The organism is Psychrobacter sp. AOP31-B2-9 (assembly GCF_052378005.1).
Classification (GTDB): domain Bacteria; phylum Pseudomonadota; class Gammaproteobacteria; order Pseudomonadales; family Moraxellaceae; genus Psychrobacter.
Map to the genome: position 1 here is coordinate 1 of NZ_JBQSXG010000077.1, position 14,768 is coordinate 14,768.

Genomic DNA, 14,768 nt, shown 5'->3' on the forward strand with positions numbered 1-14,768 from the left:
TGTCAATTCCAACAATTAATGTCAAATTCCAAGAATAGATGTCAAAAACACCTCTTTATCTCTCTTTGTTCACTCAAAACACCCTTCAAAAAAATAGCTAACTCGCCACCTAGATCAAGCATGCTGGGGGTGAGTTATGTTTGATGCATTGTTCGATTCTAACGGCAAAAAAGTTAAATACATGGGTATGGTAAATATCAAAAGATACTTTGAGATATGTTTAGGAAGTTACTATAACCCAGAGACTGAATACATCGTACTGTGGTATGGAAAAATATACTATCACCGTAGACGCAAAACGGTTCAAGTGTACTTTTTAAACTCTACTACCAATAAACAAGTTGTAGTTGGAGTATCAATTAAATCAATTTTGAAATTACCCATAGGATCTATTTGGGTAGAGGGGAAGTGCGAAGAAAAGTACGAATTTGAAACTTTATATACCAAGCTAGATGCTTATGACAATAAGAAATACAAGCGCCCAAACCTTACCTATACTAACCATTATGGCATCTCAAAGGATAAGGGCGAGTATATTCTCAAGCCTGATAGCTATCCAGTTGATGACATCAAAACAGACTCTAATTCCAACATCGTCGTACATACAGATACTGTTAAAATAATCATCCCATCGGTCTTGTTCTTTGTTGCGCACTATGGGGTATCAAAAGAGATTAATAAAGTTCTTATTAGCTGGCATAAACAGGAGGTCGAAGAGAGACTTAATCTAAATGATGGATATGGTGATCTAATTACTATTCCTGATCGATGCGTAATTGCCGACGCTGTATTTTTATACTACTTAAAAACAAACTCTTATACTAAAGGGTTGGTTTGGAACCTCAATAAAAGAATGCTCGCTAATGACAAGCAGTACTATTCCTTAAAGGTCGAACCTTATCACAAGCAGGACATTCAAATTAAAATAGCAGGTTTGAGAATTGACGATCAGACTCTGCTTTGTACTGAAATATTAGGTATGTCTATGCCGCAAGGAGATGCCATAGAATATAGGATAGACAAGCCTAATTCTGCTACATACGGCGATGGCATCAAACCTCAAACATCCAGAATTAGACCGATCTATAACACCGTTGAGTCTGATGAGATCTTACTAGAGGCTGAAAGAGATGCTAATAATATAACCACAGCTGTAGTCAGGCATAGGATAGAACTCATAGGCAAGATAAGAGAGCTTGTCAAGGGCGCAAATTTGACCTTAGATGAGGCTGTAGATAGCTGTAAATCAAAGGTTATATGGTTGCCGCAGAACAAGCCTGACGCTTATGCTGATGGGGAGGATGGTAATGCTAATGGTGACATTGGTAGATTTGAAGCTTTAGTGGATAGTGGCGCGATTCACTCTATAAAGAATAATTTTGAACGTCTTTTACGCTATGCTCAAGACCTTAAAGTTACTTTGCGCTACGCTCCTGTAATCATAGACTGTGTAAATGTTGCTTACGATCCTATATTTATTGGTGAGACAGTGCGTGGTATGCGCAGTAAAAAAAATGACTTTCAAGTAAGGGTAGTGTTCGTCATGCGCCTGATTACTAATCTTGGAGTTTTTTATCTATTCGATTGCAAGAAAGAGGGCAGTCAAACTAGCGGTCTTGTTATAAAAGTAATAGATCAAGATGGTTTTACAGAGGATGTTATAAGACAAGTTGTAGGTCGGTTATTTAGGGGTAATGGTCGTCTGTCCGATATAGCCGCAATATCTGAGTTTGGCATCATCCAATACTTTAAACATACCAATGGTGAGGATGTTAATTGGGTTAAAACAGCTATAGATAATCTGGAGAAAGGGGTTTTGAATAAGGATAAAGATGAGGATGAGTAAATTAATAGCAGGACTTACCTTATTGTTGACAACAGCTTGTACGCCTGTCGAACCAGAATACGACGAATACTACGGTGCAGGTTACATCGGCGTAAACGAAGCACTATGGCCTACTGAGTATGCAACACCTTATCCATTCACTGTGCCTTATGGCGAGATATCCTGCACTTCTCATCCAAAATTTGGGCGTGAAGTATATTTTGCACCAGAGGGCTTTACCGATGAATCTTATATCGGTACGCCGCTTAACAAGTCATCCGTAGATGCTCTTAATCAAGCTAATATGCGCCCAAACGTGCCCTACAGTGTCAAAGAGGGTGCTGACCTTAGTGATGCTATTAAAGCGGGTTTGAGGGTGTGTGATGAGTACCAAGATAGGCTTGATAATGGCGTCTAAAGTAAAAGCTATTAATAGGTAGTTGTTTGGAGTATACGTCCTGATCTGGTTTGACAGTAAGGGTTAGATTTAAAAACAATTAACCTTAAAGGATTAACTTATGAGAAATATTATTGTTTTTGTAGTCTCATCTATTATGTTGCTTACTGCTATCACAGCAAATGCAGGAGGTGTGGTATGCGCTGACTTTGGTAGCCAAGCGGAAGCCGAATGCTTTGAGTAACGCAAAAAAAGCAGGATATACGCGCTTAGACCGCGATAAAGATGGTATTGCATGTGAGGCGTTGCGTTAGGGTGAGGTTACTACTAGCACTTTGTTGCCTAACATGAAGTCAAGTTCGTATGGTAACCCTCCCAACCATAAGACACCTAGTAAATAGAATTAAGCTGCCTGATTGAGTTTTTGTATCGGCGTAAAACCACCGTTACCCATGTTTGGGCGCTCGTTATTATAGTGATATAACCAAGTCTCTGCTTGCTGACGGACTTGATCAAGATTATCAAACAACTCCTGATTTAACCAATCATAACGCATTGTCCTGTTAAAGCGCTCTACATAAGCATTTTGCTGTGGATTGCCAGGCTCAATATAACTAATAGTGATACCTTGCTGCTCAGCCCAGTCTTTAAGCGCATTACTAATATATTCAGGGCCATTGTCGCATCTGATTTGGACAGGTTTACCTCGGTATTCAATGAGCTGGTTCAAACTACGTATCACCCTCCCAGCCGGTAGTGAGAAGTCAACCTCGACCGTTAAGGCTTCACGGTTATAGTCATCAATCACATTAAACAGTCTAAAGCCACGCCCATCTGTTAAGCCGTCGTGCATAAAGTCCATGCTCCAGCTGTGGTTGATCTGGTCAGGTACTGCCAGTGGAACGGGTTTAGCACGTTTAATGCGACGTTTAGGCTTGATTCTAAGGTTTAATTCAAGCTCACAGTAGATACGATATACACGCTTATGATTGTATGGCAGTCCCATGACATTACGCAGGGTTAAAAAGCATAAGCCAAAGCCCCAGTTCTTATTCTCATCAGTTAGTTTGATAAGTAAGTCTGCTATTTGCTTATTCTCATCCGTTGCCACGGACTTGTGATAGTAGCAGGTCACACTGATATTAAAGATACGACAAGCGCGGCGTATGCTAATGCTACGCGCTTCAATATAGTGACAAGCGAGCTGTCTGCGCCTTTGTGGCGCTACCACTTTTTTGTCATGGCGTCCTGTAGTATGTCTGATTTAAGACATTCGTCAGCGTACCTCTTCTTTAATCGGGCGTTTTCAGTCTCAAGTGCTTTGAGGCGTGAGATAAGCGTGGCGTCCATGCCGCCATACTTCGAGCGCCAATTGTAGAAGGTGCTTTGGCTAATATTGTGTTCTCGGCAGAGCTCGGTGATAGGAACGCCTTGTTCTGCTTGCTTTAAGATGTTGACGATTTGGTTGTCGCTAAAACGGGTCTTTTTCATAGGATTCTCCTGCTGGTTTATTCTAGCAGTTATTCTCTATTTTTGAGTGTTCTTTTTTATTGGGAGGATTACCGTTTATTTTTATGAAACTGAGCATTATCCATGACAATCACGCATTTAGTCTTGAGACTTGGAATAAGCGTGAACTTGCACCAGTCATAAAATATATTGCTGTTGATATTCTGTTCAAAGTAATCAAGCGCAAACAGCATCTTTTCATACAGAGCACCGATGACGTTGGTTCGCTTTTTACCTTGCCAGTTGTAGCTATCGATACAGGGTTTACCAATTGGTGCATAGCCATGAGAGCGAATAGTCTCGTGCTCAAAGCCGCTTTCATCCATATAGACGATGGGATAGCCTTGTTGTATAAAGTTATTAAGCTTACTTAGATATATCGCTCTTTTTACTGGACATGCTTTTGGATGTTCCAAAGTCTTTTTTTTGACTGATGCCAAGACGCTTTAGAGCATGATAAATGCCTGTTTTACTACAGTTTAGACGACGTGCTCGCTCATACTGGTAATCATCAGGATGTTCTTTGACATCATTAAGTAGCACGTCATCTGGTATTTTATACGGTTTAGTTTGTCTGGTTGTTTTACTATGAATACGTCTCTTCCAATTCTGTATCGTGGTTGGACTCAGATTGTAAAACTCAGCCACCTCGGCAAAGGTCATACCGTCATTTATACTTTTAAGAACTTGTTTGCGAAAATCTAGTGAGTAAGTCATGGTCTTTATAATAACAATTGTATTTGATAATTAGTTTATAACACTTTTAGGTGGGCTTGACTATAGATTAACTTATTTGAGTTGAGATAGCAGTTTTTACTCAGCTAAAGGAACATAGACCGCAAGCTTTCCCTTAGGATATTTGCCGTACCAACCGCATGGCATGGCTCCGTTGGTGTATGCCTCAATCTCTAAATCTAGCAATTTATCAGCAGTATTGGAAAATGTCAGATAAGATATATAGGATAAAATGTGATTCAGAACGAAATCTGTAAATTCTTCAGGAAAATTTGAGTTTTTTTGTTCAGCCGCTACAACTATATCGAAAAATTTTTCTAAAAACTTGCCTTTAAAGTCTAAATGATTTAGATAATCTGTATCTGTGAAAGTATCGAAAAAACCATAGTGCAGATCAATCCTTTCGTTCATTAAGTCAGCATAAATATCGTATTTACTGCCTTCTTTCTCTCCTAGCTCTTCTAAAGGATACTCCATAGTGTATAAAGTATCAGCTTTTTGATAATCATTTATAATATGAAATTTATCCGAAGGCAAAGTGTTGTTAGGTCTCAAGAAGTTATTTGATTTTATAATACATTCAAAGACTTTTAGATAGTTTAAATAAACATCTCTATAATTAAAATTATTCATAGTTAGTATCCTTTAAATATATTTTCCCACTGTGTGGTACTTGCACCTTGTTTACTCATAATGGCTTGTCCATTATTGAGCATTCGTCTTAATGTTTTTTGTAATAGTACAAGTTTAGCTTTTTGTTGTACGCAGCTGCCTTTTGCTCCTATTCTTATAATAGCAGCCTCTAACGCATCAGAGTATGCTCTGTGACTTGAGTTGTGTTTTGAAGCGCCAAACCAAGGACTACCTTTTCTTGGATTATCATTTTCATTTCTAGGTAAACCTATTAAGTTATTTAAGTCGTCTTTACCCATGCCATGACAGTTTAGTATCTTTTTAGTCTTTGGCTTATTATCGCTATAAAGATCTTGGGGAAACATATGATGAACTTGATATTTACTTCTATCTGCACCACCTGCTCTATCCCAAAATTTGTCTCTATAGTTCTTTAAACCTAAAGGATCGATCCACCCCGTAGGATTCGTCGCATACTGGAAGACGTTTGAGCCGCCCATGAGTCCAATAGGATCACGGCTGATAAACATCCCTAAATCAGGATCAAAATATCTAAACCGATTGTAGTGCAATCCTGTTTCCGTATCAAAACTCTGACCTTGAAAACGAATAGGCTGTAGCTCATCAGCAGATACTTGTAATTGCTCAAGCTTCTCCTCTCGCCATACCACTTTAGCGGTATTACCCCACGCCTCATAATCCGCCAGCCAAATAACTTCACCTTTCTGGTCAGTCAGCTCATTTGGTGTACCTAGATGATCATTGTGATAATGATAGATTTGAATAGCGGACGGTGGCTCAGGTTTATTATTGCCATACCAGCCTTCATCATTTGCCGCTAGGGTCAGTCCATCTCTTAACCATACCAGTCTAGCTATAGGCTCAAAGCTGTTTTGTTCATAGATGGTAGTGAAAACATGGGTGTCAGTATATTCCTGTGCTTGTCTATTGCCATCCCATAGATAGTGTATTTGTTTATGTTGGGTTTTCTGCTGTTGTACAGGGAACGTGATAATCTTGGTCGATTGTCTGTTTACAAACTTGGTTTTGTCTTTCGTCTGGGTTTGTTTGGCAATGCGTCTGCCAAAATTGTCGTAGTGATAGGTGGTCTTTATTCAGGTGTAAAAAAGCTGAGCAAAATGCCCAGCTAACCCTCTTTTTTACCAAAATAAATAGCTATGGCTCTAACAGCTCATTAGAAAAAACGACTAGCTTACCTTTAGGTGGAAAATCAGACCAGCCACAAGGTAGTCCATTGTTTAAATAAGCAGTAAGAATATCTTTCCATAAAGGTGGAAAATAATTATTAGCGTAACATTGGAATATATAATACATATCATCAGTTATTAGCTCTGCCATAGTACTATCCCAAAGCTCATTAAATCCACTAAAGTTCTTGCTTTGAATGTTGAAAAAGTTATTCTTCAGAAGTTGATGACCTACATAACCATATAACTCAAAAGAATCTGGAAATGAATACTCTCCTCGGCTAATTGACTCCCAAGCTGGAAAGCTTTGCACTTCATCATCTTGATTAGCATATTTAAAACCTAACAGGGGATCACTGATTACTAATGCATTTATAGTATTAACAAAAGGCTTATCAAAGAATGTATCTCTTTCTAAAAAATCGACAAATTCTTGCGCTGACTCAAGTATGTCGTTCCACTTTTTCATAACTAAATATCCTTATTGTTGATTTCGTATTGAACTTTTTATCGCTTCAGTAAATGCTTTTTGAATATCACCCGTGCTGAAAGTATTGGGGTCATAGCCTGAGTTATTTAATGGAATGTCTCCTTTTACAAGTTGACTACGTAGCATCTTTTGAACAGCCTTTAATTTCATACATGCATTAAGTCCAGGAATATTTATTCTTTGTGCGCCTTTTAACAAATTTGTAACTGCTAAGTTATATCCACGATGTTGACCAGAATGTATGGTTGCACCATAACCGTTTTTTGTAACTAAATTAACATTTTTACTGTTACGTAAAGCAATAAGATTATCTTTATTATGAACGTCAAAGCTTGCACACAGTTTCTTTGCCTCACTTGCTACAGCTTGGGGTATTATATGATGGACTTGATAATTTGTTGGAACACCTTTACTAGAGTTATAAGCTTTACTCCAGTTTGTATGATAGACCGCTAATCCAGAAGGGTCTACCCACATAACTGGATTAGGTGCATAAGAGAAAATGTTGAAGCCTCCTAAAAGACCTATAGGATCACGGCTGATAAACATCCCTAAATCAGGATCAAAGTAGCGAAATCTATTGTAATGCAGTCCTGTCTCAACATCAAAGCTCTGACCTTGAAATCTTATGGGCTGTAATTCATCAGCAGAAACAATCACATTATAAAGCTGTACTTCTTTGTAGACGACTTGAGCAGTATTGCCCCATGCCGCGTAATCCGCCAACCAAACCACTTCACCGTCTTGACTGGTCAGCTCATTCGGCGTACCTAGATGGTCATTGTGATAATGATACACCTGCATGTTTGGGATGAGGGTCGGTTCATCTTCCCAAGATTCACGCTCGGTGTTCTTAATCTCATCATTAGCTGATTTTAATAGCGCATCTTTGAGCCAGACCAGTCTTGCGACTGGCTCAAAGCTGTCTTGCTCATACACGGTGGTAAACACATGAGTATCAGTATATTCCTGTGCTTGTCTATTACCATCCCATAGATAGTGTGTTTGCTTATTTTTAGTCTTCTGCTGTTGAAGGTGGTACTTAACCGTTTTTGAATGCTTACTATTAATGAATTTGGTTTTTACCTTTGTGTCACTGGTTTTGGCGATGCGTCGTCCAAAAGCGTCGTAATAGTAAGTCGCTGTTATTTCGGTTAGCTCAAATCCCTCTTCGATATTAGTGATAGTTTTCACCAACTCATTATTGGGATTATAGTAGTGCTGTATGGACTTGCGACTACTCACTAGCGCGTTGCTACTTTGAGCTAGTGGTTTACCGTCTTTGGCTGGAGTGATTGTTTTATACAGGACTTGACCGTGTATGCCATAGGTGTAAGTAATTATTTTGTCAGCGGTAATAAGCTTAGTCGGTCTGCCTGATTTGTGGATGTTGTTTACAGCGTTATTAGTTTCGCTGTTATCTTTATCAACTGTAGATACAGGCACGCGATTACTCGCAGGATCAAAGGCAAAGCGCTCTGTCGTGCCTGATTGCTTGGCGAAGTCGGTGAGCATATGCTCGGTCAGTCGTCCGACTTTGTCGTATTGATACTGATGATTGCGCTGGAACAGACTACTTGCCGTGCTACTATTTTTCGATTTATGATTGAGCTGCGTCTGCCCTGATAGATGGGTAAGCTGTCCTAACACGTCATAGTTATAATCTCGCTGTACGACGATACGGCCTTTATTATGATCTGAGCTGTATTGCTTGGTGAGCCGTCCCATGGGGTCATAGCCAAAGCTCGATAGCAGCTCGCCTTGTTGCCTTGTCGTTTCTTGATGCAGTGCATTGCGTTCGCTATGGCGTATTTCGGTGATGCTGTCGCCGTCTTGCACGCTTTGGTTGTATAAATGCCCTGAGCCATAGTACAGCTGGTTGATGACTTTGCCATCGGGCAGTATTGTGGCAATGCGGTTGCCTATCTCGTCATAGCTGTGAGTTAGGGTTTGTTCGATGTTTTGGGTCAATTGACCTTGAGAATTGTTTTTATGATGACGGGTTAAGCGCTCGCTAATCAGCTGCCCGATGTCGTCATACGCCAGATGGGTACTGGCATCAGGGCTGGTCGCTCGGATGAGCTGTCCTGCAATATCGTACTGATACTGGGTCTTGTGATGACGCTGTTGGCTTTGATTGCTTACGTTGCTGTTAGGCTTAACGATATCTAGGCTGTGCTTATACGTCAGCTGTCCGAGCAGGTCACGTTGCAGGTAGGTGTGCTTTTGCTCTTCGCGTTTGGCTTGTGAGTTGTCGGTTTGGTGTACCAGTTGCCCTGCTTTGTCATACTCGTAGTGACTGATATAACCATCAAAGCGCGTCTCGCTGATGAGATTATCTGCTTTATCATATTCAAATGTCCACGCTTCACCGTTCTCATTGGTGAGTTTAATCAGACGGCGTAGATTGTCATAGTCGTAGTCAAGCGTGTGCCCTAGCGCGTCTATGCGCTGTATGGGTAGGCTGTCATCAGTATACTGGTACTCGGTGGATTGGTCTTTGGCGTCCGTATGCTTGAGCAGACGATTTAAGGCGTCATAGACAAAGCGCTCGCTACTGCCATCAGGGTAGCGAATATGGGTAGGCGCTTGGGTGTGCTGAATACCATTACTGTTAGTGGCGCTATCGGTTTTCTGGTCATAGGTGAGTGTGGTTTGCTGGTCTTGTGCATCAGTGACAATAATGACACGTCCTAGGTTATCGTACTTATAATAGGTAGGATTACCACTACAGTCCGTTTGTTCTATCAGCTCGCCTTGATGGTTATACTCATAACTGAAGCTGCTGCCGTTGGCAAGTATTTGCTTAATGGTACGACCTTTATCATCACGCTCTATATGTGTGCTGTTACCATTAGCATCAGTAATTTTTTTAATTTGTCCAGCAGCATCATAGGTAAGCTGCGTTGCATTGCCAAGAGGATCAAGTAATTCGGTTAATTGATTATTATCGTATAAATACTTTTGAGACCGCCATAGAGGTAAATTAGTCATCACCTCATAGTCGATCAGTTGTTTAACTGCGGTTAGATGATTACCAGAGTACTGGTTTTCGGTAATACTGCCATCTGGACTAATAATTTGTATAGGACGGTTATAGTCGTCTAAAACAAAGCTAGTGCGGTTGCCAAGAGCGTCAGTAATGCCTGTCCAACGCTTGTCTTGATCAAAGTGATAAATCGTTTGCCGCTCATTTGCAGTGTCTTTTGCCTCAGTAACTATAGATTGATCTATTTGATAGTCAAAATGATAGGTCTGACCATTGCTAACACGGTTGATGAGCACTTTGCCTGTGGGTAGGTAGTCGTCGTACTCATAATAGCTGCTGATGCCGCCGTCGATATGATGCGCGATCATAATATGGTTTTTATAGTCAAAGCGACGAGTTGGATTTAGATAAGGGTTAACTTCAATTAAGTCACCTTCTTTACTGTAGCTATAAGTCACTAGAGTATCTGCAACAAGTAAATTCTTAGACAGCACGCCATTCTTAATAAGCGTCTGAACTTCGCTGATGAAAGTGTGAATACTGGTGTTATAAGATTGCTGTAATTGCTGCTGAACTTTTCTATCTAAAGCAGGTAGGAGCTGAGATAGCTTATCGTCTGTTAGACTTGTAAGCTGAACCACTTGCTGTAAGCGTAAGCCTTTATCCTCATCATTTTTAATTAAATTGAAGTCTAGTTGCAATAATCTACCCGCACTGTCTTTTATATAGCGAGGTAGATGAGAGAGACTGGCGTCTGTATTATATTCTAAAGTAATACGGTTGCCATAGTGATCACTTTGGCCTGTGCAATATAGGCGCTGTCTACGGATAGGTAATAGAGGGTCTTCACTGACTGGACTGCCAAAGTGCAACTGAATACCATCGCCAGTGTCACTGGTGCCTGAGGTAATGCGGTATTGTCCATTAACATCATGATGCAACCGAATATCATCGTTACGAAGGTAGAAGCTTTTGCCAGTGGCAATATAAGGGAAGTTAATGGCTCTACCACTACTGTCAATGTACTCAATCAAGTCAGCATCTGGAATGACGTTTAATTGTTCTGACCAGCTATTAGCCCAGCCTTGACCGAACCAACCATCAGGATCATCTGTTTCGCCTCGACCTACAAGGCTATCACTGGCATAGTGCCGATTCCATAATAAGGGTAAGTCTCCTGTTAAGATAAAATCAATATCTTCATTATCTAGTAGTATCTTGATACCTAGTATAGGATTGACAGGCTTACAGGTTTTAGGACAGTTTTTATTATTGTTTTGGTCTTTATCTTTGTTTTTAGAGCCACTATCTTCTTTCTTTCTCTTAGGCAGTTTACCTTTAGTATCTTTGCTATATATAAAGTCCTCAATTTTTTTAGATTGATTCTTAAAAAAAGTAGCTACTTTTTCATACCCACTTCCTAGTTTTTCAACAGCCTTTTGTGCTTTTTTTAATTGATTGAGATAAAAACTAGGGTTCTTTGCAATCTTCAAAGCTAAGTCAGACCCTTTTAACAAATCGCCTGCAATTGGAACAAAACCTAATAAACTATAAAAAGCGCCGCCCCAATCCCCTGTAGATGCTCTAACGATACCTGCCGCACCATCAGCAACCATACCAACGCCAGGAATCACACCAGCGACATCTAGTACGAATAATATGGCTTCAAGCTCATCCTTACTAAGCTTAGCCAAGCTTTTTTTCGAATCTTTTGCTACTTTTAGGGCTTTAGCTATCTCAGCTGCTGTTTTACCATCACCTACAACAACTCCAGTTGTATTGCCGTTTGAACTAACTGGTCTACCCCAATTACCAAATGTACCCATAATTTATTACCCATTCATCCCAAATTTGTCTCTGTGTCTAACCACATACTTGCCATTGGCTCGCACTGTACTACTATGTTCAATGGGATAACATTTACCACTTACTGTGCCACTCTTAACCCCTTTACCGACACCTGCTTCATCGCCAATCGTTTTGACTACTGTACTTGCATCGAATAAAAATACAGGGTGATCGTTAGAGCGGACATTTGGTGAGACATTACTTGAGTTTATAAGTTTGGCCGTCACTGGATAAGGAACAGGCACCATACTACTACCCATAGGCGTTTTACATACATCAGGTAGCGTTGATACTACAGTCCAGCCTGATTGCTTCTTCGCTATTGTATTATTTGGCATAGTTTTCATTCCATATAGCTAATGCTCTCGCTCGAAGGCTTTCTGGATCTTCGTAAGTAATATATGGCTCATCAGGGTCGGTAGTGAATCTAACTTCTAACTTAGTCGGGTTTAAATTAGTAGGTAAAAACAACCGCCAAACTAATTTCAATGACATATTGTCAGTATTAAAAATCAGTGTATCTAAGCTCATAGGCTTTACTTGATGCTCATAATCAATACTAGCTAACACAAAAGCTCGATGCCGTGGTAGTAGAATGAGCTGTTGACCACCGCCTTCGGTCAAATTATTGACTAATAAAGTATGCGGCTTAGTTAAATCAGGATAGTCGATTTGCTGATCCTCAGGGGCACAGTTCCAGTAGCCAAAGTCAAAGTCTTTGGGCAAATTAGGATGGCGGTTCTCTAGCCACTGCTCATCATAAGTACCCGCCTTTGCAAGCCTTGGTGCCCAAGATCGATGCAAGGCACTGAGACCTGCAGGCGCTCCTTGATAGTCCAGCTCTGCCATCTCAAACGCAGTCATTGCCCCTTGTTGCTTGGTTATCAGCGGCGTCTCATAGATAACACCTTTAGGCATAATCTGCGGTACTGGAAAGAATTCTGGTAAGCTGTGCTTGTACTCTCTTAGCTTACTAAAGTAGCCCTGCTCAAACCAGCCTCTACCTATCGGATTGCTATAGCAGACTTCATGATAACTTTGCTTAAGACTGTTTTTGTCATCGTCTTCATTGCTATCTTTTTTACTGCTGTTGTCTATATTTTTAAGATGAGTCGCTTGACAGCTGCCCCCTAAGGTATACTCATACCTGAGTGGTACTTTTTGTGTGTGGGTTACCGCTGTTAAACTATATTCATCGGTAAATTGAATAGAGTCAATATGGCTACGACTACCTGTATGCTGCCACTGCCTTGAGCCTGTGAGCCAAATCTCTTTACTTAGTAGCTCTTTAAGAGGTGAGTCTAGCGTATCATCTGCCTGTCTGTAGAGAGCAATAGACGCTTTAAACCCTTGAGAGGGTTTACTAGCATAAGCGTGACCTTGGACGAGTACATCACATTTAGGCTTGAAGGGGATAATATCGCTCTCTTGTACGATGCTGCTAGTACCAGGCTCATCATAAAACTCGTCTGCCATGCAAAGATTAATAGGGTCGTCATCATTGACCTCTGCGATGTAAACCGTTTGTATTTGCTTGAAGTCTTTACTATCTGCTATCTCTTGATTACTGGGTATTAGCTTATACTGTGCGCACATCGTCACGACTTCATACTCTTGATCATGAGTATCGTAGCCAAGATAGTTTAAAGTGCTAAAGGGCGTAAGGTTGGTAAATTCCATAATGATGCCTTTTTAGTTCAGATCGACATCTTTACCTGTGATTTGCACAGGGCCTGTGGCTTCGAAGACAAACTCTGTGCCTTGAATAGTAACTTTGCCTGATTTATCCATGCGCAGCACACTCTTACCTACTTTTAGTTCTATCACGTCACCTGCTTGTATAGTAAAGTCTTTTCCTGCGCTCATCTCATGAGTCTGTGCTGTAGTGTCATTACGTTTTGCACCTGTGACAATAGAGGTAAAGCCTGCCACATTAATGCTATACCCTGCGCCTACGTTGGTCATCTTAGCTAAGCCGACATTTTGAATAGAGGCGAGTCTTACTGTTTCTGTCTGCATACCATTCACGGTAATCGACTGATTCTTTTTGACGCTCAGCTTGCGCTTGCCTGACACTGATATAGACTCATTCTTTTTAACCGTCTCATCTCTATTCCCCCCAATACTAATAGTCTCATTCTCATCAACGCGCTCTTGTCGGTTCTTATGGATGGTAATGGTTTCATCCAAGTCGACGATCTCAGTGCGGTTCTTGTGGATGGTGATGTGCTCATCAAGATCGACGATCTCAGTACGCTTTCCATGAACCGTGACGGTCTCGTCTTTATCAATCGTCGTTGTTCGGTCGCGGTTGACTCTGCGGGTCTCATCGTTCTTGATCAGTGAGTTAAGATCGCGCTGGGCCTGCAAGTTGACCAGCTCAAAGCCAGCATCATCATTGAACATGAGCTCATTGTAGTTATCGAGCGGGGAGTTAAAGCTTTTGGATTTGATGCCTGATTGCTTAGCCGCTTGCGGGTAGCCCCATGGTGGCGGGTTGGCGCTGTTGTATAACCTGCCGATGACAATGGGACGGTCTGAGTCGCCGTTGATAAAGTCAATGAGGACTTCCTCCCCTATACGCGGGGTGTTGATGGAGCCAAAGCTGCCCCCTGCTGATCCTTGGGCGACGCGTATCCAGTCTGAGCTTTTCTGGTTCTTAGGACCGTATCTGTCCCAGTGGAACTGTACCTTTATATCGCCATACCCATTGGTGTGGACTTCTTCTCCGGCAGGGCCGGTAACCGTAGCCGCTTGACTACCAATGATTTGCGGTTTAGGCGTGACTCTTGGCGCACGGTACTGGTAGCTTATCGGTATGGCGGTGAAGCTGATACGGTAATGGGATTGTTCGGTGCCACTGGCATAGCCGGCCTCTTTAAAGTCGTATTCGCTATGGATGATGAGGTGTTCGGTATTAGCGGCATCGTGCGGATGACGGCTTAGAGTAAAAGTATGGCCTGGGGCGATGGTGAGCACGTTACCTGCCGCATTCACGCGTTTGCTTTGGGCGTTGTAGTCTTGACTACGCACTTGCGCGTAGCTTGCGGCATCGTCTTTGGTCGCAAAGCCAGTATAGAAGTCATAGTGCTCGGTGGTAATACCACCAAGCTCATGGGTGCTCATGTTGTAAT

Annotated in this window: 14 protein-coding genes; 4 read left to right on the plus strand and 10 right to left on the minus strand. The window is 41.3% G+C overall.

Annotation, left to right across the window (positions count from 1 at the left end; translation table 11 throughout):
• Positions 1 to 136 precede the first annotated feature (136 nt).
• From ACT3SX_RS09580 to ACT3SX_RS09595, 4 genes are all read left to right on the plus strand, one after another.
• On the plus strand, positions 137 to 1,846 hold the full coding sequence (locus ACT3SX_RS09580; RefSeq protein ID WP_201585319.1) for a hypothetical protein: 1,710 nt from the start codon (positions 137 to 139) through the stop codon (positions 1,844 to 1,846).
• Positions 1,839 to 2,243 (plus strand): hypothetical protein, encoded by a 405-nt coding sequence (locus ACT3SX_RS09585; RefSeq protein ID WP_225739089.1) that lies wholly within the window; start codon positions 1,839 to 1,841, stop codon positions 2,241 to 2,243. Before ACT3SX_RS09580 ends, ACT3SX_RS09585 begins: the two co-directional genes overlap by 8 nt.
• A gap of 100 nt (positions 2,244 to 2,343) precedes the next feature.
• Positions 2,344 to 2,466, plus strand: a complete 123-nt coding sequence (locus ACT3SX_RS09590; RefSeq protein WP_263972656.1) for a hypothetical protein — start codon at positions 2,344 to 2,346, stop codon at positions 2,464 to 2,466.
• The gene (locus ACT3SX_RS09595) at positions 2,414 to 2,536 is read left to right on the plus strand and encodes an excalibur calcium-binding domain-containing protein (RefSeq protein WP_227680057.1); all 123 of its coding nucleotides are present in this window, start codon (positions 2,414 to 2,416) and stop codon (positions 2,534 to 2,536) included. The genes ACT3SX_RS09590 and ACT3SX_RS09595 overlap by 53 nt, the downstream gene beginning before the upstream one ends.
• 89 nt (positions 2,537 to 2,625) lie before the next feature.
• On the opposite strand, the gene ACT3SX_RS09600 is transcribed toward ACT3SX_RS09595, so the two are convergent.
• From ACT3SX_RS09600 to ACT3SX_RS09645, 10 genes are all read right to left on the minus strand, one after another.
• A protein-coding gene (locus ACT3SX_RS09600; RefSeq protein ID WP_192518618.1) for an IS3 family transposase occupies positions 2,626 to 3,713 on the minus strand; the annotation gives its coding sequence in 2 pieces (ribosomal slippage) (positions 2,626 to 3,461 and positions 3,461 to 3,713; 1,089 coding nt in all).
• A 68-nt stretch (positions 3,714 to 3,781) separates the two neighbouring features.
• Positions 3,782 to 4,057: a transposase gene (locus tag ACT3SX_RS09605; RefSeq protein ID WP_192518617.1), complete on the minus strand. Its 276-nt coding sequence runs from the start codon at positions 4,055 to 4,057 to the stop codon at positions 3,782 to 3,784.
• Between the two features lie 40 nt (positions 4,058 to 4,097).
• On the minus strand, positions 4,098 to 4,448 hold the full coding sequence (locus tag ACT3SX_RS09610) for an IS630 transposase-related protein (protein WP_192518616.1): 351 nt from the start codon (positions 4,446 to 4,448) through the stop codon (positions 4,098 to 4,100).
• Between the two features lie 96 nt (positions 4,449 to 4,544).
• A complete protein-coding gene (locus ACT3SX_RS09615; RefSeq protein WP_192518615.1) occupies positions 4,545 to 5,099 on the minus strand; it encodes a hypothetical protein in 555 nt (184 codons plus the stop codon).
• A 2-nt stretch (positions 5,100 to 5,101) separates the two neighbouring features.
• On the minus strand, positions 5,102 to 6,214 hold the full coding sequence (locus ACT3SX_RS09620) for an RHS repeat-associated core domain-containing protein (protein WP_348549998.1): 1,113 nt from the start codon (positions 6,212 to 6,214) through the stop codon (positions 5,102 to 5,104).
• A 61-nt stretch (positions 6,215 to 6,275) separates the two neighbouring features.
• Positions 6,276 to 6,776: a hypothetical protein gene (locus ACT3SX_RS09625; protein WP_192518622.1), complete on the minus strand. Its 501-nt coding sequence runs from the start codon at positions 6,774 to 6,776 to the stop codon at positions 6,276 to 6,278.
• A 12-nt stretch (positions 6,777 to 6,788) separates the two neighbouring features.
• Positions 6,789 to 11,612, minus strand: coding sequence for an RHS repeat-associated core domain-containing protein (locus tag ACT3SX_RS09630; RefSeq protein ID WP_192518614.1), 4,824 nt, complete (start codon positions 11,610 to 11,612; stop codon positions 6,789 to 6,791).
• A 6-nt stretch (positions 11,613 to 11,618) separates the two neighbouring features.
• Positions 11,619 to 11,972: a DUF4150 domain-containing protein gene (locus ACT3SX_RS09635; RefSeq protein ID WP_192518613.1), complete on the minus strand. Its 354-nt coding sequence runs from the start codon at positions 11,970 to 11,972 to the stop codon at positions 11,619 to 11,621.
• A complete protein-coding gene (locus ACT3SX_RS09640) occupies positions 11,962 to 13,314 on the minus strand; it encodes a DUF2169 family type VI secretion system accessory protein (protein WP_192518612.1) in 1,353 nt (450 codons plus the stop codon). The genes ACT3SX_RS09635 and ACT3SX_RS09640 overlap by 11 nt, the downstream gene beginning before the upstream one ends.
• Before the next feature lie 12 nt (positions 13,315 to 13,326).
• The coding region (locus tag ACT3SX_RS09645) for a type VI secretion system Vgr family protein (RefSeq protein ID WP_444761710.1) at positions 13,327 to 14,768 on the minus strand (1,442 nt) is incomplete at its 5' end.